Source organism: Kitasatospora griseola (genome assembly GCF_044999035.1).
Taxonomy (GTDB): Bacteria; Actinomycetota; Actinomycetes; order Streptomycetales; family Streptomycetaceae; genus Kitasatospora; species Kitasatospora griseola.
In genome coordinates this window covers 435339-457536 of the sequence record NZ_CP173360.1, presented here as the reverse complement: position 1 = coordinate 457536, position 22198 = coordinate 435339, and the positions used below count along the sequence as shown (strand labels likewise).

Below are 22198 nucleotides of genomic sequence, written 5' to 3'. Positions count from 1 at the left end.
GGGTGGGCGTCCGGCCGACGGACGTCGGGCCACTGGTCAGAACCACTCCGGGGGCGTGTCGGCAGCCGTCCGGTCGAGTGCGTCCAGCAGGTCGAACTGCGTCCCGGTGCGGGGGAGTTCGACCCGGAAGAAGTAGCGGGCGGCCTGCCGCTTGCCGTGGTGGAAGGGCGTGTCGGCGGCGCCCAGCGCGAGGTACTGCTCCAGCCAGATCCAGGCCAGCACCACGTGCCCGACCGCCTCCAGGTACACCGAGGCGTTCGGCAGCGCGACGTCCGGGTCGCCCGCCGACCACAGCGCCCCGGTGGTGTGCCGGATCCGCCCGGCGGCGGCGTCCAGCGCGGCCGCGAACCGGGCCGCCTCGCCGCCGACGCGCTCGGCCCTCGCCGTGGTGGCCGCGAACGCCCCGAGCAGTGCGGCCAGGCCCGCGCCGCCGTCCAGCACCACCTTCCGCCCGAGCAGGTCGAGCGCCTGGATGCCGTGCGTGCCCTCGTGGATCGCGTTCAGCCGGTTGTCCCGGTAGAACTGCTCCACCGGGTGGTCCCGGGTGTAGCCGTACCCGCCGTGCACCTGGATCGCCAGGTCGTTCGCCGCCAGGCACCACTGCGCCGGCCAGCTCTTCGCCACCGGCGTCAGCACCTCCAGCAGCCGCCCCGCCGCCGCCCGCTCGGCCGGCTCCGGGGCGGTGCGCTGGTCGTCGATCAGCCGGCTGCAGTACAGGCTGAGCGCCAACGCGCCCTCCACGTAGGCCTTCTGGGCGAGCAGCTGCCGTCGGACGTCCGGGTGCTCGATGATCGGCACCTGCGGCGCGGACGGGTTACGGCCCGTCAACGGGCGGCCCTGCGGGCGGGACCGGGCGTAGTCCAGCGCGTGCAGGTAACCGGTGTACCCGAGCGCCGCCGCGCCGAGGCCGACGCCCGTCCGGGCCTCGTTCATCATGTGGAACATGCACGCCAGCCCGCGGTGCAGCTCGCCCACCAACTCGCCCACCGCGCCCGGCGCTTCGCCCGGACGGTACCGGCCCTCGCCGAAGTTCAGCACCGTGTTGACCGTCCCCCGGTACCCCATCTTGTGGTTCAGCCCCGCGAGCACCACGTCGTTGCGCGCCCCGAGCGAACCGTCCGGCCCCACCAGGTACTTGGGCACCGCGAACAGCGACAGCCCCTTCACCCCCGCCGGTGCGCCCGGCGTCCGGGCCAGCACCAGGTGCACGATGTTCTCGCTCAACTCGTGGTCGCCGCCGGAGATCCACATCTTGGTGCCGAACAGCCGGTAGCCGCCGTCCGGTTGGGGCACCGCCGTGGTCCGGACATCCGCCAGCGACGATCCCGCCTGCGGCTCCGAGAGGCACATGGTGCCGAAGAACCGGCCCGCGGCGAGCGGGCGCACCAGCCGCTCGCGCTGCTCCGACGTGCCGTACACCGCAAGGAGGTTGGCGTTCGCGACGGTGAGGAACGGGTACGCCGCCGTGCCCACGTTCGCCGCCTGGAACCACGCCGTGCAGGCGTTCGCCACCAGCGTCGGCAACTGCTGCCCGCCCAGGTCGTGGTCCATCGCCGCCGACATCAACCCCGAGGCGACGAACGCCTCCAGCGCCGCCCCCACCTCCGGGTGCAGCACCACCCGCTCCCCGTCGAACCGCGGCTCCTCCACGTCGTTGCGACGGTTGTGCGGGGCGAAGTGCCGCACGGCGAGCTCCTCCGCGAGGCCGAGCACCGCGTCGAAGGTCTCCCGGTCGTGCTCGGCGAACCGCTCCCGCGCGGTCAACGCCTCCGCGCCCAGCCACTCGAACAGCAGGAAGTCCAGATCCCGACGCGACAGCACCGACCCGGCCACGGCACACCCCAATCCGGTGAGGAGGACGCCCGGGGGAGGACGTCCAGAGGCCGCAGATCCTAAGCCGGACCGCCGCCGTTCGGGGAGAACGGCGGCGGTCCGGCCTCGACGGGTTGACGGCGGGTCAGCGTCGCAGGGTGGTGACGGTGAGGCCCGGGGCGGAGCCGATCTCGGCCTCGGTGAAGCGCTCGGTCACCCACTGCTCGGCGGCGTAGCGGCGGGTCTGGTCGGTGAAGTGCGGCGAGGTCGGGTCGGCGGACTGCCCGTAGGTGAGCAGCGTCCGGGTGCGCGGACCCTGCCGGGTCAGCTCGGTGGCCATCAGGAAGCTGGAGCCGTGCGGCGCGCCCGCGCCGGCCGCCGGGTAGGTGCCGCCGCCCGCGCCCGAATCCGGCCCGGCCGTCAGCACGTTGAAGCAGCCGATCTCGCCGGTGCAACCGTGCAGCGGGATGCCCGCCCAGCGCTGGACGTCACCGATCGCCGCGTTCACCGGCACCCCGGTGGCCGCCAGGCGCAGGACGGCGTCGGCGAACGCGCGCTGCGCGTCGGCGTTGTCGGCGGCGATCCCGCGCGGGGTGGTCAACGGCCGCGCCGGGTCGTACGGGACGGTCTGCCAGGCCCGGCTGCGGGTGCCCGCCAGCGCGCGCTGGTACGCCTGCCAGAGCACGGTGCCCCGGCTGGCGGCGTCGGCCCGGGTGTCCCAGGCCGCGAGCACGTCGCACGCGGCGCGCACGTCGACCCGGGTGCCGTCGGACGCCGTGATCGCCGGGTGGGCGCGGCACAGCGCGACGGCGTCGTCGCGGTCCAGTTCGGCGCTCTGCACCCGGTTGCCGAACATGGTCGCCTGGAGCGAGGCGAGGGTGAAGCCGGGCGCGCCGAGGCCGTCGGTGCCGGCCCGGCGGTCGGCGATCATCCGCAGGCCCAGCTGCGGCCGCGTCGCGAGCTGCTGCGCCGCGTTGTAGACGATGGGCAGACCGGCGATCGGCGCGTCCGCGTTGGTCAGGTAGGGGCCGTTGTTGGAGTTGGCCACGTAGTCGGTGCGGGTCAGCGCGGGGTGGTTGGCCGGGCCGAAGATGCCGGGCACCCGCGCGTCCGGGTCGGTGCCCGGGTCGCAGCCGGTGGTCGACCCGTCCAGCACGCCCGTCTCCCAGGGGCTGGGCACCAGGCAGCGCGTCAGCTGCGCGTCGGGCAGGTGCGGGACGGCGGCGGAGTCGGTGAAGTAGACGGTTCCGCTTGTGTCGACGGCCGTGGTGTACACCCACGGGGCGCCCTGGTAGGTGCGCTGGGCCTGGCGCAGCTGGTCGAGGTTCTGCGAACGGCCCATCGCCACCCACTCGTTGAGGGAGCGGAGGTTGTCGGCGTTGGCGTCGCGCAGGGCGTAGGCCTGCTCGCCCGTCCACCCGGCGGCCAGCACGTAGCCCTGCCGGGAGCGGTAGAGGGTCCGCTCGACGGTGGAGAGCGTGCCGTCGGCGGCCCGGACGGTGACCGGGACGGTGGTCGCGGTCATCCGTTCGACCTTGCCGTCCACCAGGTACGAGGTCGGGTCGCCCGGCGCCAGCGAGAGCCGGTAGATGGTCGCGTGGTCGGAGTAGCTGGAGGTGTGCGTCCAGGCCAGGCCGTCGGTGTGGCCGATCTGCAGGAACGGGATGCCGTAGAGGCCCGCGCCGGCCACGTCCAGGACGCCGGGGATGGTCAACTGGGCCTGGTAGAACCGCTGCGAGCCGACCCACGGGAGGTGCGGGTTGGCCAGCAGCAGGCCGTTTCCGTTGCGGGTGGCGTCCCGTCCGATCGCCCAGCCGTTGCTGCCGAGGTCAGGGGTGTCGGTCGCGCGGCGCACCGGGGCCGGCGTCGCGGCGAGGGAGGTCGCCCCGGCGCCCGGGACGGCGTTGGCGACCAGGCTCTTGGCGGTGCCCGCAAGGGTGTTGACGTCGTAGAGGATGTTCCAGAGGTCGTCGGCGGTGATCGGCCCGACCCAGCCCTTGCCCCGGCAGGACGGGTCCGGGAGGCGGTTGACCCCGGTGTCGTGCAGGTAGCGGTTGTACCCCGCGACGTACCCGTCGACCAGCTGCCGCACCTCGCCGGTCGGACCGAGCGGCGCGGGTTCGGCCAGCAGCCGCCGCACCGTCCCGGAGCGCCGCAGGGCCAGCTGGTAGGCGTCGCTGTCCGGGTTGGCGATCCGGTCCGAGGACTCGCCGTCCGGGCCGAACCAGCGCGAGCGCTCGCCGCGCATCGTGACCACCTGGTCGGCGAGTTCGCAGAGGTTGTCCTGGGCGAAGGCGTACCCGTAGCCGTACCCGAGGCCGCCGAAGTCCCGCGCGAGCACGTGCGGGACGCCGTACTCGGTCCGCCGGACCTTGGCGGTCCAGCCGCCCCGGTCGGCCCCGAGGTCGGTGTCGGCGGCCTGCGCCGAGGCGGGCGCGAGCGCCGTCAACAGCCCGGCGGCCAGCCCGAGGGCGAGCGCACCGGACGCCAACCGGCTTACTCCCGAGCGAGACTGACGAGTGGTCAGTTTCGTGTTCTCCGTCATGGATCCACGCTGCCGCACCGGCCGTTCGTCGTCATCGCTCCACGGGAGGAGGCGGCTCTCGCTCTCCGGACCCACCCGGGTGCGTCCGGAGTAGGGGTTTCTCCGGGCGGGGTAGCGTTCGATTCCGAACGGTGGGTGACCGGCCGGTCGTGCGGCGAGGACCGGCCGGTCGTGCGGCGTGGACCGGGCAGTCTTGCGGCGAGGGCCGGGCGGGCTCCGCCGGGTGGGTGTCGCTGCCGTGCCGGCCCGGCGCGGAGTGCGCCCGGGAGCGGTGCGCCCGCACCTGATGATCGATGAAGGAGCCTTGGTGGAAAGAGAGTTGACGGAGCCCTGGGAGGCCGTGCTGTGCACGCCGGAGGGCGGGAGCCGGGCCGGAGTGCTGGTGCTGGCCGGATCGAGCGGGCGGGTGGAGCGGGAGCGGGCGCGCCTGCTGGCCCGGGCCGGGGTGACGGCGCTGGCGATCCGGTGGTTCGGCGGCCCCGGGCAGACGCCCGGCGTCTGCGAGGTGCCGCTGGAGACGTTCACGGCGGGCGTGGACCTGCTGCGGCAGGCCGGGGCGGAGCGCATAGGCGTGCTCGGGTCGTCGAAGGGCGCCGAGGCCGCGATGCTGACGGCCGTCCACGACCCCCGGGTGGACGCGGTGGTGGCCCAGTCGCCCACCTCGCTGGTCTGGAGCAACGTCGGCCCCGGCCTGGACGGCGCCGACCGCCCGCTCCGCTCCTGCTGGACGTGGCGGGGCCGGCCACTGCCGTTCGTGCCGATGGACGAGACCTGGACGCAGAGGGAGCCCGAGGGCGAGCCCGTGGCCATCCGCGGCTGGTACGAGCAGAGCGAACGGACGTTCGCGGACGCGGTCCCGGCGGCGACCATCCCGATCGAGCGCACCCGCGCCGATCTGCTGCTGATCGCGGGCGCCGACGACGCGATGTGGCCCTCGGCGCCCTTCGCGCACCGACTCGCCGCCCGCCGCCACCGGGCCGGCCTCGGCGCCCGGGTGATCGAACGCCCGGACGCCGGCCACCGCCCGCGCTTCCCCGGCGAGGGCCCGGCCCCCGCGTCCACCGTCTTCGCCTACGGCGGCACCCCGGCGGGCGACGCACTGCTCGGCGCGACGGCGTGGCCGCACGTCGTGGACGTCCTGACGGGACGCCAGGTGCGCGACGCCGAGTGACCGGGCGGGGGCTGGGGCCCGGACGGCGGTGCGGTGCGGTCAGGCCGCCGGGACGCGCGTGCGCAGCAGGCAGAAGACGTTGCCCTCGGGATCGGCGAGGACGTGCCAACTCTCCTCGCCGGTCTGCCCGACATCGGCGGGCCGCGCGCCGAGAGCCAGCAGCCGGGCGAGCTCGGCGTCCTGGTCGCGATCGGTCGGGCTGACGTCGAGGTGCAGCGGGAGCCTGGCCGGCCGGGGGTCCGTGGCGGGGCTGAGAATCAGGGTGGGCTGCGGGCCGCCGAACCCGGTGCCGGGCGGCCCGATCTCGATCCCGCCGTCGGGCTCGCGGCCCAGCTCGACGTAGCCGAGGACCTCGCACCAGAACCCGGCGAGCAGCTCGGGGTCGGCGCAGTCCAGGATCAACTCGCTGATGCGGCAGGCCACACGGGGAAGTCTACGGGCTGTCCCGCAACGGGCTGCCGCTACCCGAGCCACGCTCTCGGCGGCCGTGCGGACGGCGGAGGGGTGAACTCCGCGACCAGGGCGTGGCCCGTCCGCCCCTGCTCGTGGAGGAAGCGACGGCCGTCGACGGTGAAGTCGCCACGTTGATCGACCGCGACCCCGCGCGGGGTGCCTCGCGCGGGCGTCCCGAGGGGGAGCGGGCCGAGGGGGAGCGGGCCGTCCGTTTTCGGACAGCCGGGGGCCGCCTCCGGTGCTGCGTGTGCGACGGGAAATCCTCCATGTGCGGCGGGGGTCGAGCCGCTCAAACTTTCGGATTCTGTCCGATTCGTCGTCAGAATCTCCAGGCCGGAACGCGTCTGACGCGGACATGCCCCTTTGCGTAGCCTTGACCCGGCGGTTCCCTCGACCGCCGTCCCCCACAACTCCCCAGGAGCGCAGATGCGTCGTTCCGTTCGCATCCCCTCGCGTGCCGCCGGCAGGCTGCTCGGCGCCGCGGCACTGGTCGCAGGCGTCGGCCTCACCCAGTTCGCCGCCCCTTCCACGGTCACCACCGCGCAGGCCGCGGCCTCCACCGAGTGCGTCGGGGAGGCGGCCCACGACGACGCCGCGGCCCGGAAGCCCGCCGGCAACTCCGTCGGCCGGGACCCCAACGCCGTGACCGACGCACAGGTCAGGACGATGGAGGCCGACCTCAAGGCGCGCGTCGCCCAGCTGGCGAGCACTGCTCAGGGCGGCGCCCTGCTCGCCCCCGGTGCGACGGTCGCCACCACCATCCCGGTGTACATGCACGTCGTCCACTCCGGGACCACCGGCAAGCTGACGGCCACCACCATCGCCAAGCAGATCGACGTCCTCAACGCGGCCTACAGCGGCCAGGGCGCGGGCAACACCCCCAGCCAGTTCCAGTTCCAGCTGGTCTCGACCGACTACACCGACAACGCGTCCTGGTACGCGGGCGTCGCGCCGGGCTCCAGCGCCGAGAGCTCGATGAAGAGCGCGCTGCGCAAGGGCGGCGCCAACGCCCTCAACATCTACAGCGCCAGCCTCGGGCAGTCGCTGCTCGGCTGGGCGACCTTCCCGAGCAGCTACAAGTCCAGCCCGACCGACGACGGCGTGGTCATCCTCGACACCTCGTTCCCCGGCGGCTCGGCCACCAACTACAACGAGGGCGACACCGTCACCCACGAGGTCGGCCACTGGCTCGGCCTCTACCACACCTTCCAGGGCGGCTGCGGCGGCCAGGGCGACCAGGTCTCCGACACCCCGGCCGAGAAGACCGCCGCCTACCAGTGCCCGACCGGCCGCGACACCTGCACCACCGCCGGCGTCGACCCGATCCACAACTTCATGGACTACACCTACGACTCCTGCATGACCCAGTTCACCGCCGGCCAGGTCGCCCGCATGGCCACCTCCTGGGCCGCCTACCGCGCCTGACGACCCATCCGCTCCGGCAGGCCCCGACGGCCACCGCCCTCACGCCGGCGGGTGCGCGGCGATCACGCCGCCACCCGCCGGTGGTGGTCCGGGTTCAGCAGAGGGTGGCCTGGCCGTCGGGGCCGCGGGTGGGGCGGGGCAACAGGGCGGTGCCGGTGAGGAGTTCGTGCAGGCGTGGGGCGAGGGAGGAGTTGCGGGGGTCGGCGGCTCGGCCGATCGCGTCGGCGAGGGCTTCGGGGTCGCCGAGCAGGACGACGATGCGGCGGGCGCGGGTGACGGCGGTGTAGAGGAGGTTGCGGCGCAGCAGGAGGTAGGAGGAGTTCCTGGTGAGGGGGACGACGACGACGGGGTACTCGCTGCCCTGGGAGCGGTGGACGGTGACGGCGTAGGCGTGGAGCAGTTCGTCGAGTTCCTCGAAGCCGTACAGCGCGGTGGAGCCGTCGTCCGTGAGGATGTGGAGGCGGCGTTCCTTGTCGTCGACGGCGGTGACGGTGCCGGTGGTGCCGTTGAGGACGCCCTTGCGGGCGTCGTTGCGGATGGCGATGACGCGATCGCGGAGGCGGAACGGCCGGCCGTCGGCGAAGTGCTGGGGTGAGCCGTCCTTGTGCGGGTTGACGACGTTCTGGATCGCCAGGGCGAGGTCGCGGGTGCCGGCCGGGCCTTTGGTGGAGGGGGCCAGGACCTGGACCTCCTCGGGGCGGACGCGGTAGGTCGTCGGGAGCCGGCGGGTGACGAGGTCGACCACAGTGTCGGCGAGGGCGTGGTCCGGGGTGGGCAGGAACCAGAACTCGCCACCGTTGACCGTCACTTGACCATGGCGGATGCGGTGGGCGTTGGGCGGGATGGTGCTGGCGCCCGCCTGGCGGAAGATCGTGTCGAGTTCGGTGCGGGGAATGGCCTCGACGGACAGCAGGTCGCGCAGCACCTGGCCGGGGCCGACGCTGGGGAGTTGGTGGACGTCTCCGACCAGCAGCAGGTGAACGCCGGCCGGGAGCTTGGTCAGCAGGCGCTCCAGCAGCGGGAGTTCGAGCATGGACGCTTCGTCGATGACGACCAGGTCGGCGCCGTCGAGGGGGTCGTGGGCGTCGAACAGGCTCAGCGGGCCGGCGTCGTCGTCCCTGGGTCTGCCGATCATGCGGTGGACGGTGGTGGCCGGGCGGCCGGTGAGCTCGGACAGGCGCTTGGCGGCGCGGCCGGTGGGCGCGGCCAGCGCGACCCGGCCGCCGACGGCTTCGACGAGGTCGAGGATCGCGCTGACGGTGAACGACTTCCCGCAGCCCGGGCCTCCGGTGAGCACCGACACCGGCTCGGTGACGGCCATCAGGACGGCGTCCTCCTGACGCTGCGTCAGCTGGACGCGGCTGTCCACCAGCGGCAGCGGGCCCTGGCGCCAGGGGTGCCGGGCCGCCAGGCGGGTGGGGGCGGTGCGCAGGCGGGCGATCCGGGTCGCGGCGGAGACCTCGGCGGCGTGCAGGCGCGGCGGGAACACCGCCGGGCGCAGGCGGCCGCGGTGGGGGAGGTCCTGGACGACGACGCGGCGGTCGGCGGTGAGCCGGTCGAGCTGGTCGGGCAGCAGCGGGGCCAGCTCGTCGTCGCGGAGGTTCGCGCACGTCCTGCGGAACAGGTCGGCGTCCCACAGGAAGGTCTGGCCCTCGCGGACGGCAGCTTCGTCGAGGGTGTGGACGAGGGCGGCCTGCAGCCGCTCGGGGCTGCGCTCGGGCCAGCCCAGTGACAGGGCGAGTTTGTCCGCCGTCGCGAAGCCGATCCGGAAGACCTCGGTGAGCCGGTAGGGGGTGTCCTGGACGATGTCCAGGACGTCGGCGACGTCGTGGGCCTCGCCCTTCTCCACCCGGAAGTGGTGGGCGATGCGGGGTGCGTGGCTGGGGGAGACGCCGGCGCCCTGCAGGAGGACCATCAGCTGGCGGATCTCCTGGTGGACCTGCCAGGCCGCGACGATTCCGGCGTACCGGGCCTCGCCGATCAGGTGGACCTCCCGCAGCCGGGCGGGGGTGGTGTCGATGATCTGCAGGGTGTCGAGTCCGAACTGGTCGACGATGGCGTCGGCGAGTTTCGGGCCGATGCCGCGGACCAGGCCCGAGGCGAGGTACTTGCGGATCGCGTGGACGGTCGCGGGTTCGACGTAGCGGCATCCGGTGGTGTGGAACTCCGGCCCGTAGACCGGGTGTTGGGCGCGGGTGCCGGTCAGCTCCAGCGTCTCGCCGGGCTGGACGCCGACCAGGACCTCGCCCTTCGCGGTCAGGCTCTCACCGCTCTCCAGGCCCAGCCGCAGAGCGGTGAAGCCGTTGCTCCCGACGAACAGGATCCGCTCGACGATGCCGTCCATCGTCTCGACGACGCTGCCCGTCCCGGCCTGCTGCTCCATGGTCGTTCCCCAGTGCTGTTCCGCCGCGGCCGCGGTGTCGTCCATGGCCCGATCATGGAGCGCGGGGCGGCGCTTCGCAGGTATTTGCCGGAAATTCCCCGAGCGGGGCGTCCGCCGGACCGGTTCGCTGCGGGGGCGGCCCTCGGCCGCGCTGTTCCCGGACCCTCCGGGTGCTCGTCACTTCGTTGCCCGGCGGTGGCCGACGTCGGCGAGCCCCTACCGGCGCGGCCCGGAGCACCGACGTTGTCCGAAAACCGGATGGCAACCCCCTTCCCAGCCCTGTTGTTATGAGCACATCAATCACACGCAACTCAAGGGGGATCAGTCATGGGCAAGATACTCAGGCGTGCGGCCGTGTCCGCCGTCGCTCTCGTCGCGGCGACCACGGCCGCCGTCGGGACCGGTGGCGCGCAGGCCTCGGCCAGCACTGTGATCGCTCTCGGCAACACCTACAGCGCCGGTGTCTACTCGGCGCCCAACGCGGGCTCCGCCAAGGTCGGGGTGCCCGACCTGCACCCCGGCGACTCCGTCGCGGTGAACTGCTGGACCGCCGGCGGCAGTGTCGGCAACTTCGGCAACGTGTGGTACCACGCCTTCCAGGAGATCTACGGCGGCGCCTCCTACCAGCAGGTAGGAGGCTGGGTCTTCGCCCCCTATGTCGACGGTGCTGCCGCGTTCCACAACAACTGGATCCCCAAGTGCCCCTGATCCAGGCATAGTTGCCTGTCGGCGAGGTGTCGACGTCCGCCCCGGTGCGTCCGGGACCCTGCGGGCCGTGCTCGGCCCCGCAGGGTCCCACCCCGAGGGGCGGCCCGGAAGTGCAAGGGTGCCCCGCGGGGTGCGGCCGGGGATAGGCTGCGCGGGCATTCGGGGTGTCGGGTGAACGGGGTGGGGCGTGCGGGTTCTGCAGGGCGGTCACCGAGTGCACTTCGTGGCGGCGTGGGTGCTGTGCGCCGTCGAACTGCTCTGCCTTGCGGCCACCGCGCCGCCGTTGCGGTGGGCGGCGCCGGCGTGGTTATGGGGCTCGACCCTGGTGGCGATCGTCCTGGTGTTCGGTGCCGCACTGGCGCGTTCCTGGTCGGTGCCGCTCCTGCGCAGGGGCTGCGGCCTGCTGAAGTACCTGTGGCTGCTGCCGCGCAGCGTGCGGGTCTGCTATGCGGTGGCGGCCTGCCTGCTCGCCGTCGGGCTGGCGACCGGCGGGGGCGCGGCCGAGGTCTACAAGGACGAGTCCGGATACTCCTGGACGAAGCGTGAACTCGGCCCGAACGGGCGGACGTTGGTGCGCACCGGTATCGACCGGGCCGAGTACGAGCGGCGCCGGGGAGCCGAGGTGCGGATCCTCACCGGCGTCCCGGCGGTGTTCGCCGTGCTCGGCAGCTTCCTGGTGCTGGTCTCCGCCGAGGCGGCGCACGGAGTCGCCATGGCCGAGGACGCCCCTCGGGCGGGGAACCGGCGGCGACGGCGCCGATAGTCGGCGAGCGCGCCGAGGAACTCCTCGGCCACCACCACGTGTTCGGCTCCCACCCGATCCTGGCCGGCGCCCGGACGGCCGCCGTCACCCGCAGCCGCTGTGCCGAGGAACGCCTCGCCGAGGCTGTGGCCCGACGCGGAATCCATCAGTGCGTGGTGCTCGGCGCGGGCCTGGACTCCTTCGCCTGTCGCAGCGAAATCGCCCACAGCACAGAGGTGTTCGAGGTGGTCCACTCGCACACCCAGGAGTGGAGGCAGGCCCGCCCGGCTGTCGCCGGGATCACCGTCCCGCCCACGGTGTCCTTCGTTCCGCTCGATCTCGAACAGGGCGGGGCGCGTGCACCGACCGCCGCTCCGGCGGCCGCCGGGTTCGACCCGGCGCGGCCGGCCGTGTCGGCCGGCTTGGCGTCACCATGTACCTGAGCGTCGAGGCGATCGGCCAAGTGCTGTCCACTGTCGGCGAGTTCGCGCCCGGCACCGAACTGATCGCCGAACACCTGCTGCCCGCCGAGCACCGCGACCCGGCCGGCACCGCGACCCGGCCGGGCAGGCCTGCGCCGAGCACGTGCAGGCCGCGGCCGCCGGGGGCGGCGAGCCGTGGCGGACCTTCCTCGCCGTCGAGGAGGTGGACACCCTGCTGAGTGCCCACAGCCTGCGCCCGCCGGACTCCCTGCGTCGGCGCGACACCGTGGACGCCGAGCTGTGGAGCGAACGGGCCGACGCGCTGCGGCCGTTCGAACTCTCCGTGCCGGCCCACACGGTGGTGCCGGAGCGCTGACCGTTCGGCGGCCGCGGGGGGTCAGAGCCCGGCCGGGTCGTCCAGGACGGCGCGCAGGCGGGCGACGCACTCGGCGGCGAAGGCCGGGTCGCTCTCCCAGTAGTACGGCACTCCGGTGATCGCCACGGCCACCGCCCAGCCGCAAGCCCGTTGCCACGTCTGCTCGTTGACGTCGAGGGCGGCGCGGTAGGCGTGGCGGGCGGCGACCGGGAAGTCCCATAGCGGGGCGTGCTCGGCGTCCGGGAAGCCGATCGACAGGCCGCCGAAGTCGATCACCGCGCGCAGCCGGCCGTCCTGAACCAGCACGTTGGACGGCTTCAGGTCGCCGTGCAGCCACACCCGGGGGCCGGACGGGGCGGGCAGGGCGAGTGCCGCGTGCCAGATCGCCTGCAGACGGTCGAGATCCAGGTCGAGGCCGGGGAGCCTGCGGGCCTGTGCGAAATACTCGCCGACCCAGGTGTCGCAGGGCGCCAACTCGCCGCCCCGGTACCAGTGGAGGCCCTCCCGCGCGTCCTCGGGCGGCAGCGGCAGGGCATGCAGGCTGCTGACCGCCGCCGCCAGCTCCGTCCCGAAGACGCCCCAGTCGGGCACCGAGTCGGGACCGGGCTCGGCGCCCTCGATCCACCGGTACACCGACCACGGGAGCGGGAACCCGCTCCCCGGCACGCCCTCGTGCACCGGCTCCGGCACCCCGCACACCAACTCCGGTGCCAGCCGCGGCAGCCAGACCTGCTCCTTGCGCACCGCAGCCGCCGTCCCCGGCGTCCGTGGCAGCCGCACCAGCAGTCCGTCACCGAGCCGGAACATCCGGTTGTCGGTGCCCGACCCGGCGGGCCGGATCGACAACTCGGCCCACTCCGGGCGCTGTTCGGCCAGCAGGCGGCGGACCAGGGACTCGTCGGTCGGGATCTCGTCCTCGTGCAGCGTCATTCCGTCAGCATTCAACACGAACCCACCCGGACGCGAACGAAATTCCGTCGCACCGACGGGACGATCGCCAGGCCTTCGCTTTCGGCCGCCCGGCCGACCAGCCCGGCATCGACGACGTTCACGTAGCCGCCGTCGACCCAGACCGGCCCGACCTGCGGAAACAGCTCCCGGACACCGGTGAGGACCAGCTTCGCGCCCGCCCGGTCCTGCACCGAGGCCGCGTGCACGACCGCCCACAGGTGTCCACCAGCAGGTGCCGCTTGCGGCCTCGCACCCGTTTGCCCGCGTCGTAGCCGATCGCCTGTCCGCCCTGGTGGCTGCGGGCCGACTGCGAATCCAGCACCGCCGCCGAGGGCCGCGGATCCCGGCCGTCCGCCACCCGGACCCGCTCGCGCAGCACGTCGTGGACCCGGTCCCACGTGCCGTCCGCCGTCCACGCACGGAACCACCGGTAGGCCACGTCCCACGGCGCCAGGTCGTGCGGCACCAGCCTCCACGCACAGCCGCTGACCAGCACGTACAACACAGTGTCCACCACCAGCCGACGCGGGAACTTCAGCGGACGGCCGGCCCGGCGCGGATCCCGCTCCGGCAGCAGCGGCTCGATCACCGCCCACTGGGCATCCGTCAACGACGAGTCGTAGGACGGTTTGCACGTACAGACACACATGGCGGCGATCTTCGCGGACCAGCCGCCACGAGATCACCGCCACCGCATCACAACGCGCAGTTGATCAATTACCCAACACCTTCCGAGGCGGGCCGACTGCGTCGCCGCTCGGGCAGGCCCCGGCCGGGAGGGGCGGTCGTCAGGCGATGTACACGCTCTGGCCGAACTCCTGGGTCGTGCTGCCGCCGGGAGGAACGACCGCGATCACCTGGCCGGTGCAGTTCGAGCCGTCGTACACGAGGGCGTAGTCATTGGTCTCGTTGCGCAGGATGAGCGGGAAGATCTGCGCGTTGTAGCAGCCGCTCGGATTCTCGATGGTCTGGTTGGGGGCGATGAAGAGCGTCCCGGTGGCCGCGGAGGCGGCGTCGGGGAGGGCGAGGGCCATGGTGGCCGCGGTGGCGAGGGTGCCGAGCACGGTTGCGAGGCGTCGCACGAGGACTCCTTGGAGACGGGGTGATCGGGGCCGGAACGCCCCGGGCCCAACCTCGCCGCCCGCCGGAGCACCCGCAATTCCCGTGCGCCGAGCGGGCGCACGCATGCGTAGGGACGGGTGGACCGGGAAGCCGGTCGGCGGGGGAGGGGCAGTCGCTGGGTGGAAGCCGCCGCTGGAGGCGATGGCGGTCCGGAGACCGGGTTCCACTTTCTTGACGGCGACGCCCGGCCGGCGGGCTCCTGAGTCGCCCTCACGCGGAAGCAACGGGCAGCAGGCCGCGTTCGGCGAAGACCTGCTTGGCGGCGAAGGTGGCGTTCAGGGCGCGCGGGAAGCCGCAGTACACGGCGGAGTGCAGGAGGGCCTCGACGATCTGCTGCGGGGTCAGGCCGACGTTGAGGGCCGCGTTGACGTGCACCCGGAGTTGCGGCTCGCAGCCGCCGAGCGCGGTGAGCATCCCGAGGGTGACCAACTGGCGGTCGCGCGGCGCGAGTTCGGGGCGGGCGTAGATCTCGCCGAAGCCCCAGGCGGCGACCTGGTGGGCGAGCTCCGGCGAGACGTCGGACAGCGCGGCGAGCACGTTCTCGCCCGCCTCGCCGTCGATCCGGCCGAGGACGTCGAGGCCGTGCTCGAAACGCTGCCGGCGGGTGGTGGCCTCGGGCGGTGCGGTGGTGGCGGTGGTGGTCATGGGCGCGGTCTCCGGTCGTCCGTCGCTGCGGGGGAACGGGGGAAACCGTAGGAGTTGGAGTGCGCTCGAACGCAACAGCCGGAGGCTTCAGCGCCGGAGCAGTTCGCAGAAGCGGTCCAGCGCGCGGTCGGTGCGGTCGCGATCCCCGGTGGTCGTGAGGTCGAACAGCAGGCCCCGGACGACGGCCATGACCAGCGTGGGGGTGACGGTGTCGTCGGGGCCGGTGGTGATGCCCCGGAGCGTGGCGCCCAGGGTGTCGAACCAGCCCGTGATCGCCTCGGCCCGGTCCGGGTAGTGCTCGGGGTGGGTGAGGCCGTCGGCGTGCACCTCGAAGAACAGCCGGACGAACGGGGCGCGTTCCGGTGCGCTGATCCAGGCCCAGACGGCGCGCAGGTGCTCCTCCGGCGAGGCGGCCGTCGCGGGGAGGCGCCCGGCCAGCCGGGTGGCGCCGCGGCGGCGGGCCTCGGCCAGGACGGCGACCACCAGCTCCTGCTTGCTGCCGAAGTCGTAGAGCAGCATCCGCGGACTGGTGTCGAGTGCCGCGGCAAGCGGGCGCAGGCTCAGCCCGGCCAGGCCGTGCGCCAGGACGTAGTCGGTCGCCCGCGCGAGGGTGGCCTCCCGGCGGGCAGGGTCGGGGGGTCGTCCCACGGTGGACCGTCCTTTCGCTGCTCCGCTCCTGACGTCACGTCAGTATATGGTACGACTGTTTCAAGAACGGGGAGGGAATGGTCATGCGCACATTCGACCGGGCGCTCGCGCTGGGCGCCGGAGGTCCTGTCGGTACGGCCTGGACGGCCGGATTCGCCCGCGGACTGCGCGACAGCGGGGTGGATCTCGGCGCGGCCGAACTGATCGTCGGCACCTCGGCCGGCGCGATCACCGCCGCACTGCTGGCCACCGGCCAGGACCCCGGCCGGCTCGCCACCCCGGCGGGCTCCGCCGACTCCGGCGGCACGCCGCCCAGGGTGGACGGGCGCAGCCTGGGCGAGGCGTTCGCCGTGCTCCGGGGCGCCGCCGCGGACCCGGACGGGGCGCGCCGACAGGTGGGTCGGATCGCGCTCGCCGCCGACACCGGCCCGGAGGAGGCCCACGTCGCCCGGATGCGCGCCATGATCGGCGCGGACGACTGGCCCGACCGGCGGCTGCTGATTCCCGTGACGGACGCCGAGACCGGCGAGCAGGCGGTCTTCGACCGGGCGAGCGGCGTCCCGCTCGCCGCCGCCGTCGCGGCGAGCACGGCCTTCCCGGGCATCTACCCGCCGATCACCCTCAACGGCCGCCGGTACCTGGACGGTTCGCTGCGGTCGGCGACCAACGCCGCACTCGCGGCCGGGGCCCGCACCCTGGTGGTGATCGACCCGCAGGCGCATCTGTTCCCGCGCGAGCTGCTCCAGCAGCAGCTGGCGGTCGCCGCCGCGCACACGGTGCTGACCGTCGAGCCCGACCCGGCGTCGCTGCACGCGTTCGGCCCGGACCTGAACGACCGGACGGCCTGGGCGCCGGCCCACCGGGAGGGGCGGCGTCAGGCCGCCGAGGCCGCGGCGGAGTTCCGCCTCGCCTGGAACGCCGGGTCCGACCCGGCCTGAGCCGCCGCGCGGCACCACCGCAGCCCCGCCCGATCGGCTACCTGATCGGACGGGGCTGCGGTGGTGCCGTGGCGGCGCGGAACGCACCGGCGGGGCGTCAGGGCTTGAGGATCAGGCGGATCGGGTTGCCCTGCTTGGTGTGCAGACGCTCGACGGCCTCCGCGGCCCGCTCCAGCGGGAGGACCTCGCTGACCGAGCGGGAGAAGTCCAGCCGCCCGCCGGCGGCGAGGGAGATCAGCTGGGGGACGGCGCTCTCCTCCGAGCCGTAGTGGCCGAGGATCTGCTGCTGCAGGTAGGAGAAGCGGACGCTGTCGGCGACCGTCAGCGGCTGGTCGGTCAGGCCGACGAGCACCAGTCGCCCGTGCGCGCCGAGGACGGTCATCGCCTGCTCGCGGACGGCCGGGACACCGGCGAAGTCGAAGGCGGCGGCCAGGCCGGCCCCGGCGGTCGCGGCGCCGATCCTGGCGGCGAGCTCCGGGTCGGCCGAGTCCAGGACCAGGTCCGCGCCGAAGGCGAGGGCGCGCTCGCGGGCGGCGGGGGAGGGGTCCACGGCGATGACCGGGTTCGCGCCGATCGCCCGCAGCAACTGCACGCCGTGCGCGCCGAGGCCGCCGACGCCCCACACGCCGACCGGCTCGGCGGGCCGCACCTGGCCGGTCGTGGTGATGGCGCCCCACGGGGTGGAGACCGCGTCGGGAATGATCGAGCCCTGCTCGAACGGGATCGACTCGGGCAGCCGGATCAGCGTGTCCTTGCGGGCGAGCGCGTACTCGGCCCAGCCGCCGTCGTAGTCGACTCCGCGCGTCCAGGTGATGCCGTCGCGCTTCTCGCCGGCCTGCAGCACGACCCGGTCGCCGACCTGCCAGGCGCCCGCGTCCTCGCCCAACTCGGCGACGGTGCCCGCGACTTCGTGCCCGAGCGTGACGCTCTCGCCGGGGAGGTACAGCGGGGTCAGCGAGCCGTCGATCAGGTGGACGTCGGACAGGCAGACACCGGCCGCCTCCACCTTGATCAGCACCTGGCCGGGGCCGGGGGCGGGGCGCTCCACCTCCTCGACGCTCAGCTTGCGGGTGGGCAGGTGCAGGCGGACGGCACGCATCCGGGCCATGGTCGATCCTCTCCGGCCGACGGCGGACGTGTCGGCGGCCTCGTTGCCGCAGCGCCCTGCCGAGGAATTATCGCAAGGCGACTTGCATTACCGAGGCTACGACGCGGTTCGCAGCAATGCAAGAAGGCCTGCGTTAGGCTTCGGGCGTGTCGAAGGAGAAGCGGACGGGGTCCACGAAGCAGCCGGTCGACGACGCGTTGCCCGAGGGCAGGGCCGCGACCCCGCTGCGCCGGCGCGGCGCCGCCATGCGGCGGGCCGTGCTCGACGCCACCGTGCGACTGCTCGCCGAGGGCGGGCTCGACGCCGCCAGCGTCTCGGCCGTCGCGGCGGCGGCCGGCGTGCACGAGACGTCCGTCTACCGGAACTGGGGCACCCGCGAGCAGCTGCTCCGCGAGGCGCTCGCCGACTACACCGACCACGCCCTGCCGCTGCCCGACACCGGCAGCCTGCGCGAGGACCTGCGTCAACTCCTCACCGCTCTCGGCGCTTTCCTCGCCACCCCGGAAGGGCCCGCACTGCTCCACCTGAGCATCGCCCCGGCCACCGCCGAGACCCGCAGCGGCCGCGACGCCTACTGGGCCGAGCGGCTGGAACGCGCCGAGACCCTGCTGCGCCGGGCCGCCGAACGCGGCGAGATCCGCCCGGACGTCGACCCCCGGGCGGCGGTCGAGGCACTGATGAGCCCCCTGTTCGCCCGCCACCTGCTGCTCGGGGAGCCCGTCACTCCGGCCTTCCTGACATCCCTGGTCGACCTGGTGGTGGACGGCCTGGCCCCGCGCTGAGCCGAGCCGCGGCGGCCGGGCGGGCTTCCCGGGCCCACCGATGCCGACGTCCGTACAGTGTCGCTGCTGCCGGGCCGGTCGCGCGGGCACGTGCTGACCCGCCCGGCCCGCAACGCCGACGGCGGCCGGCGGCTGCTGGGCTGGGCCCGGACGGGTGCGGCGGCGTCCGAGTACCCGAGCCCGGCCGCCCGGGACGAGCGGATCGAGGCGGGCGCGGGGCGCGCAGTGCAGCCGAGCTCCTGGCCGATCTCCGGTGCAGCGCCGCCGAGTTCGAGGCCGAGTACCGCCGGATGCCGCCCGAGGCGCGGCACCGGACCGTCCGCCGGACCCGCGGCCAGGAACGCCCCGCCGCCCGGGCGGCGGAGGCCCGGCCGTGCGAAGTGCTGGTCCACCACGTCGATCCGGACGCGGGCCGCACACCGGCCCGCCGGCCCGCGGACTTCGTCGAGCCGATGCTCGGCCGGGTGGTGGCGGCGCTCGGCGCGCGAGGGGGCGCCCGCCGTGGTGCTGCACGCCACCGACACCGGCGCCTCGTGCGGGCGGGGAGGCGGTGCGGCGACGGTCGTCCGCGGGTCGCGGAGGTCCCGGCCGGCCTGGCTGATGGTGCGCTCTGATGGTGCACGGTGCTCCGGCGCTGCCGGACGTGCCCTTCTTCCACTGACGTCCTCGGTACGGACCCGCCCCGTTCCGGCTGTAGAGAGCCTCGGCGGTCGAAGTGCAAGATCTGTGGACCCTTCCCATTTCTGCGCCGTCCGGGTGAGGCTTGAAGCGCCGGGCCGCTGCGGCTCGTTGACGACTCATCAGCACATGTGGGGGGTACCGCCGTGGGTGAAGACTGGTATGTGGACGATCGATGCACCGGGTGCGACGTGGCGCGGCAGCTCGCGCCCGACCTGATCGTGCAGGTGGGCCGGGGCTCGGAGGTGGTGCGCCAGCCGCGCGACACCGCCGAGGAGGCGCAGTTGAACGCCGCCGCGTTCGCCTGCCACACCCGTTCGATCCGTCGGCACTCGGGGCCGCTGGACGCGGCGGCCGACCCGTTCCCGCTGGCGATCGACGACAACGTCCTGCTCTGCGGCCACAATTCGCGGCAGACGTTCGGCGCCAACTCCTACCTGCTGCGGCGGCCGGACGGCACCGTGATGATGATCGACACGCCGCGCTGGTCGGAGTCGCTCGCCGCCCGCTACGAGGCGGTCGGGCGGGTGACGGACGTCCTGCTGACCCATCGGGACCACGCCGCGCACGGGCGCAGCTATGCGGACCGGTTCGGAGCCCGACTCTGGATCCACGAAGGCGACCTGGAATCCGCGCCGGACGCCGACCGGGTGCTGCGCGGCACCGAGCCGGTCGAGATCGCCGACGGTGTGACCGCCCTCCCGGTGCCGGGCCACACCGAGGGCAGCGTGCTGTACCTCGCCGACCGGCGGTACTGCTTCAGCGGCGACAGCATCTACTGGTCGCGCACCGCCGACGCGTTGGCCGTCGCCGAACACGTCACCTGGTACTCGATCGAGGAGCAGGCCGCCTCGCTGGCCCGCGTCGCGCCCCTGCTGCACTTCGAGTGGATGCTCCCGGGGCACGGCGACCGCAAGCAGCTGACGCCCGGACAGATGGCCGAGCAGCTGGCCGCACTGGTCGCGAACGCCGCCCGCCTGGCACCCGGCCCGGTGAACATCGCCGCGCACCAGTGGTGAGCCGAGCGGTGGGGGATGGCCCGATGACCGTTCGGGTGATCGTGCTCAACGGTGGTTCCAGCAGCGGGAAGAGCAGCCTCGCGCGCTCGCTGCAGGACCGGCTGCCGGAGCCCTGGCTGACGTTCGGCATCGACGGGCTGATCGAGGCGATGCCCTCCGCGCTGCTGGCGGAGGACGCCGGGATCGACCTCGGCGGGGACGGCGCCGTCACCGTCGGCGACACCTTCCGCCGGCTGGAGGCCGCCTGGATGGCGGGCGTCGCTGCCACCGCCCGGGCGGGCGCGCCGGTCATCGTCGACGACGTGTTCCTCTCCGGGCCGGAGTCCCAACAGCGGTGGCGCGAGGCGCTGTCGGGCCTGGAGGTGCGCTGGGTCGGAGTCCGCTGCGACCCGGCCGCCGCGACCGCCCGCGAACGCGCCCGGCCCGACCGCACCCCGGGCATGGCCGCCGACCAGGCCCTGCGGGTGCACCGCGGCGTCCACTACGACCTGGAGGTGGACACCACCCGCACACCGTCGGACGACTGCGCCCGGGCGATCGTGGAACGGCTGGAGCCACTGGCGCCGCAGACCCGGCCGGGCGGGTGAAGGTTCACCCGTTCGTGTGGTGACTGCGGTTCGGCGGGCGGGCTGAGACCCCGTCCGCACCGGCGGGTGTCGGTGGTCGTCACTAGCGTGCAGTGGCCCGAAGCGTCCACTGTTCAGCGAGGTATGCGATGACCGTCCGATTCCCGGCCGAGTGGTGCAACACCGATCTCGGCGAGTACCGGGAGTGCGCCGGCACCTACGAGCGGTACCCGTACGACAGCGTGCCGCCGCTCGACCCGGCCCGGTTCACTGGTTCCTTCGACTGGTTGGGCGGGCCGAGCGGACGGCCGTCGAGCGTGGTGGACGAGGTCGAGATACTCGGGGCGGCGGTGGCCCGGGTCGGTCTCACCCTGCCCGCCGACTTCCTGACGTACCACCGTGACGAGCGGCTGGCCCTGTCGCTCGACACGGTGTCGCCGACCGGCTGCTGGCAGAACTTCTCGGTGCCGATCCCGAGCCCGGTCGAGCCCGGTGCGTATCTGGTGCGGTTCTTCCGCGACCAGCAGGACTGCGTGATGTGGTACCTCTACCTGCGCCCGACCGGCGAGACCTTCGTCGTCCACTCCTGGCGGGACTTCGAGTTCGAACTGGCGGAGGACTACGAGGCGGAGCCGGAGGAGGAGGGCATGGAGGGCGACGGCATCAGGTGGTGCGCGCCGTCGTTCGAGGAGTTCGCCCACCGCTACTGGGTCGAGGGCCGGATCGCCCTGGCCGGGTACCAGGACGAGCCGTTGGAGGACCCGCAGCTGTCGGCCTACGCGGAGCACTACCTGACGCACCGTTCGGACGAGTGAACAGAGGATCCGGACTGGGCCCGGGCGGGGCGCCGGACCAGGGCATGCTGTCCGGCAGGCCGGTGAACCTGGACGGCCTGCGGTTTGCCGGTCGGCCGCAGCAGTCCATGTCTGGATCCATGACTTCGTACGCGCAGTCACTCACGGCATCCGGTCTGAAGATCGACTGGGCCAAGATGCCCACCTACAACACGATCATGTCGGTCGCGGCCGGCGCGGGGCTGCTCCTGGTGGTGGCACTGGGCCGCCAACTCCTGACGCGCGGGCGCATCGCCACACCGGACGGCTGGGCGCTGGCGTTCGGCGCGCTCGGGTTCACGCTCGTCGTCACCGGTCTGCACATGACGCTGACCTGGCCGCTGGCCGGTCAGGGCTTCCCGTTCGACAACATCATCTTCGGCGAACCCGCGCTGGCCTTCGGCGTGTTCCTGCTGTCCGCCTCCTTCTACCTGTGGAAGCGGGCCGCCGAGTTCGCGGTGGAGGACGGCATCGAGCGGACGAGCCGGGTCGCACTGCCGATCTCGGTGTTCGTCTTCGGCATGGGGCTGGCCTGTTTCGGGATCGCCGCCGCAGGCTGGAAGTACACGCTCTTCGCCGCCCCGCCCGAGGAGCCGATCTCCGGGGAGTTCGCCAACTACCCGTGGCTGGAGGCGAGCTTCATGTCCGGCCTGTACGTGCTGGTCGGAATCGGGGCGCTGCTGTTCCCGGTCGCCCTGCGCACCCCCAGGACCTGGATGAGCCCGACCATCGGCGTGGTCTGGGGCCTGGCGGGGCTCGCGTTCCTGATCTTCGGCGGGCTGAACTACTTCACCCACATCGGGCTCATCGTCAACACCATGTGAGCCCCCGGCGGGGCCGGCCGGAGCCGCCCCACCGGGGGCTCCGGCCG

General features: G+C 73.6%; 22 protein-coding genes and 1 pseudogene. 13 read left to right on the top strand and 10 right to left on the bottom strand.

Annotation, left to right across the window (positions count from 1 at the left end):
- Positions 1-36: 36 nt before the first annotated feature.
- Positions 37-1833, bottom strand: coding sequence for an acyl-CoA dehydrogenase (locus ACI1MP_RS02225; protein WP_404867544.1), 1797 nt, complete (start codon positions 1831-1833; stop codon positions 37-39).
- Between the two features lie 124 nt (positions 1834-1957).
- Complete coding sequence (locus tag ACI1MP_RS02220; protein WP_404867543.1) at positions 1958-4303, bottom strand: penicillin acylase family protein; 2346 nt, start codon at positions 4301-4303, stop codon at positions 1958-1960.
- Positions 4304-4664: 361 nt separating this feature from the next.
- On the opposite strand from ACI1MP_RS02220, the gene ACI1MP_RS02215 reads away from it, so the two are divergent.
- Complete coding sequence (locus tag ACI1MP_RS02215) at positions 4665-5528, top strand: acyl-CoA thioester hydrolase/BAAT C-terminal domain-containing protein (RefSeq protein ID WP_404867542.1); 864 nt, start codon at positions 4665-4667, stop codon at positions 5526-5528.
- A 39-nt stretch (positions 5529-5567) separates the two neighbouring features.
- On the opposite strand, the gene ACI1MP_RS02210 is transcribed toward ACI1MP_RS02215, so the two are convergent.
- Positions 5568-5951: a VOC family protein gene (locus tag ACI1MP_RS02210; RefSeq protein WP_380331306.1), complete on the bottom strand. Its 384-nt coding sequence runs from the start codon at positions 5949-5951 to the stop codon at positions 5568-5570.
- A gap of 456 nt (positions 5952-6407) precedes the next feature.
- Between ACI1MP_RS02210 and ACI1MP_RS02205 the strand changes: the two genes are divergently transcribed.
- On the top strand, positions 6408-7406 hold the full coding sequence (locus ACI1MP_RS02205; RefSeq protein WP_404867541.1) for a zinc metalloprotease: 999 nt from the start codon (positions 6408-6410) through the stop codon (positions 7404-7406).
- A 94-nt stretch (positions 7407-7500) separates the two neighbouring features.
- Here the strand turns inward: ACI1MP_RS02205 and ACI1MP_RS02200 are convergent, their stop codons facing one another.
- A complete protein-coding gene (locus tag ACI1MP_RS02200; protein ID WP_404867540.1) occupies positions 7501-9834 on the bottom strand; it encodes an ATP-dependent RecD-like DNA helicase in 2334 nt (777 codons plus the stop codon).
- A gap of 282 nt (positions 9835-10116) precedes the next feature.
- Here ACI1MP_RS02200 and ACI1MP_RS02195 point away from each other — a divergent pair, with 282 nt between their 5' ends.
- The 4 genes from ACI1MP_RS02195 to ACI1MP_RS02180 all read left to right on the top strand — a co-directional run bounded on the left by ACI1MP_RS02195 (position 10117) and on the right by ACI1MP_RS02180 (position 12037).
- Entirely contained in the window at positions 10117-10497 is a 381-nt protein-coding gene (locus ACI1MP_RS02195) for a hypothetical protein (protein WP_404867539.1), read from the top strand.
- Positions 10498-10684: 187 nt separating this feature from the next.
- Positions 10685-11260 (top strand): hypothetical protein, encoded by a 576-nt coding sequence (locus tag ACI1MP_RS02190; RefSeq protein WP_404867538.1) that lies wholly within the window; start codon positions 10685-10687, stop codon positions 11258-11260.
- 38 nt (positions 11261-11298) lie between these two features.
- Positions 11299-11682: a class I SAM-dependent methyltransferase gene (locus tag ACI1MP_RS02185; RefSeq protein ID WP_404867537.1), complete on the top strand. Its 384-nt coding sequence runs from the start codon at positions 11299-11301 to the stop codon at positions 11680-11682.
- Between the two features lie 142 nt (positions 11683-11824).
- Positions 11825-12037, top strand: coding sequence for a hypothetical protein (locus tag ACI1MP_RS02180; protein WP_404867536.1), 213 nt, complete (start codon positions 11825-11827; stop codon positions 12035-12037).
- Between the two features lie 21 nt (positions 12038-12058).
- Here the strand turns inward: ACI1MP_RS02180 and ACI1MP_RS02175 are convergent, their stop codons facing one another.
- The 5 genes and pseudogenes from ACI1MP_RS02175 to ACI1MP_RS02155 all read right to left on the bottom strand — a co-directional run bounded on the left by ACI1MP_RS02175 (position 12059) and on the right by ACI1MP_RS02155 (position 15403).
- Positions 12059-12967 carry an aminoglycoside phosphotransferase family protein gene (locus ACI1MP_RS02175; protein ID WP_404867535.1) on the bottom strand — a complete coding sequence of 303 codons (909 nt, stop codon included), beginning with the start codon at positions 12965-12967 and terminating at the stop codon, positions 12059-12061.
- A 74-nt stretch (positions 12968-13041) separates the two neighbouring features.
- Positions 13042-13637, bottom strand: a pseudogene (locus ACI1MP_RS02170) (IS5 family transposase); the annotation flags it as partial.
- 139 nt (positions 13638-13776) lie between these two features.
- Complete coding sequence (locus ACI1MP_RS02165) at positions 13777-14070, bottom strand: hypothetical protein (RefSeq protein ID WP_387999608.1); 294 nt, start codon at positions 14068-14070, stop codon at positions 13777-13779.
- 250 nt (positions 14071-14320) lie between these two features.
- Positions 14321-14755 (bottom strand): carboxymuconolactone decarboxylase family protein, encoded by a 435-nt coding sequence (locus tag ACI1MP_RS02160; RefSeq protein ID WP_380331277.1) that lies wholly within the window; start codon positions 14753-14755, stop codon positions 14321-14323.
- Positions 14756-14842: 87 nt separating this feature from the next.
- Positions 14843-15403, bottom strand: a complete 561-nt coding sequence (locus ACI1MP_RS02155; RefSeq protein WP_380331274.1) for a TetR family transcriptional regulator — start codon at positions 15401-15403, stop codon at positions 14843-14845.
- 83 nt (positions 15404-15486) lie between these two features.
- On the opposite strand from ACI1MP_RS02155, the gene ACI1MP_RS02150 reads away from it, so the two are divergent.
- On the top strand, positions 15487-16341 hold the full coding sequence (locus ACI1MP_RS02150) for a patatin-like phospholipase family protein (RefSeq protein ID WP_404867534.1): 855 nt from the start codon (positions 15487-15489) through the stop codon (positions 16339-16341).
- A 97-nt stretch (positions 16342-16438) separates the two neighbouring features.
- Here ACI1MP_RS02150 and ACI1MP_RS02145 read toward each other — a convergent pair whose 3' ends face one another.
- Positions 16439-17449 carry a zinc-binding dehydrogenase gene (locus ACI1MP_RS02145; protein ID WP_404867533.1) on the bottom strand — a complete coding sequence of 337 codons (1011 nt, stop codon included), beginning with the start codon at positions 17447-17449 and terminating at the stop codon, positions 16439-16441.
- A gap of 245 nt (positions 17450-17694) precedes the next feature.
- On the opposite strand from ACI1MP_RS02145, the gene ACI1MP_RS02140 reads away from it, so the two are divergent.
- The 6 genes from ACI1MP_RS02140 (at position 17695) to ACI1MP_RS02115 (ending at position 22151) form a co-directional block, all read left to right on the top strand.
- Positions 17695-18231 (top strand): TetR-like C-terminal domain-containing protein, encoded by a 537-nt coding sequence (locus ACI1MP_RS02140; RefSeq protein ID WP_100584994.1) that lies wholly within the window; start codon positions 17695-17697, stop codon positions 18229-18231.
- The gene (locus ACI1MP_RS02135; RefSeq protein ID WP_404870755.1) at positions 18189-18845 is read left to right on the top strand and encodes a maleylpyruvate isomerase N-terminal domain-containing protein; all 657 of its coding nucleotides are present in this window, start codon (positions 18189-18191) and stop codon (positions 18843-18845) included. The genes ACI1MP_RS02140 and ACI1MP_RS02135 overlap by 43 nt, the downstream gene beginning before the upstream one ends.
- A gap of 165 nt (positions 18846-19010) precedes the next feature.
- A complete protein-coding gene (locus ACI1MP_RS02130) occupies positions 19011-19928 on the top strand; it encodes an MBL fold metallo-hydrolase (RefSeq protein WP_404870754.1) in 918 nt (305 codons plus the stop codon).
- A gap of 23 nt (positions 19929-19951) precedes the next feature.
- Positions 19952-20515 carry a chloramphenicol phosphotransferase CPT gene (gene cpt, locus ACI1MP_RS02125; RefSeq protein ID WP_380331263.1) on the top strand — a complete coding sequence of 188 codons (564 nt, stop codon included), beginning with the start codon at positions 19952-19954 and terminating at the stop codon, positions 20513-20515.
- Between the two features lie 128 nt (positions 20516-20643).
- The gene (locus ACI1MP_RS02120) at positions 20644-21309 is read left to right on the top strand and encodes a hypothetical protein (RefSeq protein ID WP_404867532.1); all 666 of its coding nucleotides are present in this window, start codon (positions 20644-20646) and stop codon (positions 21307-21309) included.
- A 119-nt stretch (positions 21310-21428) separates the two neighbouring features.
- Complete coding sequence (locus tag ACI1MP_RS02115; protein ID WP_404867531.1) at positions 21429-22151, top strand: DUF981 domain-containing protein; 723 nt, start codon at positions 21429-21431, stop codon at positions 22149-22151.
- The last annotated feature ends 47 nt before the right edge of the window (positions 22152-22198 follow it).

Coding starts and splice junctions, on each gene's coding strand:
- ACI1MP_RS02205 (WP_404867541.1), top strand. CDS start 6,408: ATGCGTCGTTCCGTTCGCATCCCCTCGCGTGCCGCCGGCAGGCTGCTC.
- ACI1MP_RS02200 (WP_404867540.1), bottom strand. CDS start 9,834: ATGGACGACACCGCGGCCGCGGCGGAACAGCACTGGGGAACGACCATG.
- ACI1MP_RS02195 (WP_404867539.1), top strand. CDS start 10,117: ATGGGCAAGATACTCAGGCGTGCGGCCGTGTCCGCCGTCGCTCTCGTC.
- ACI1MP_RS02175 (WP_404867535.1), bottom strand. CDS start 12,967: ATGACGCTGCACGAGGACGAGATCCCGACCGACGAGTCCCTGGTCCGC.
- ACI1MP_RS02160 (WP_380331277.1), bottom strand. CDS start 14,755: ATGACCACCACCGCCACCACCGCACCGCCCGAGGCCACCACCCGCCGG.
- ACI1MP_RS02150 (WP_404867534.1), top strand. CDS start 15,487: ATGCGCACATTCGACCGGGCGCTCGCGCTGGGCGCCGGAGGTCCTGTC.
- ACI1MP_RS02145 (WP_404867533.1), bottom strand. CDS start 17,449: ATGGCCCGGATGCGTGCCGTCCGCCTGCACCTGCCCACCCGCAAGCTG.
- ACI1MP_RS02140 (WP_100584994.1), top strand. CDS start 17,695: ATGCGGCGGGCCGTGCTCGACGCCACCGTGCGACTGCTCGCCGAGGGC.
- cpt (WP_380331263.1), top strand. CDS start 19,952: ATGACCGTTCGGGTGATCGTGCTCAACGGTGGTTCCAGCAGCGGGAAG.
- ACI1MP_RS02120 (WP_404867532.1), top strand. CDS start 20,644: ATGACCGTCCGATTCCCGGCCGAGTGGTGCAACACCGATCTCGGCGAG.
- ACI1MP_RS02115 (WP_404867531.1), top strand. CDS start 21,429: ATGACTTCGTACGCGCAGTCACTCACGGCATCCGGTCTGAAGATCGAC.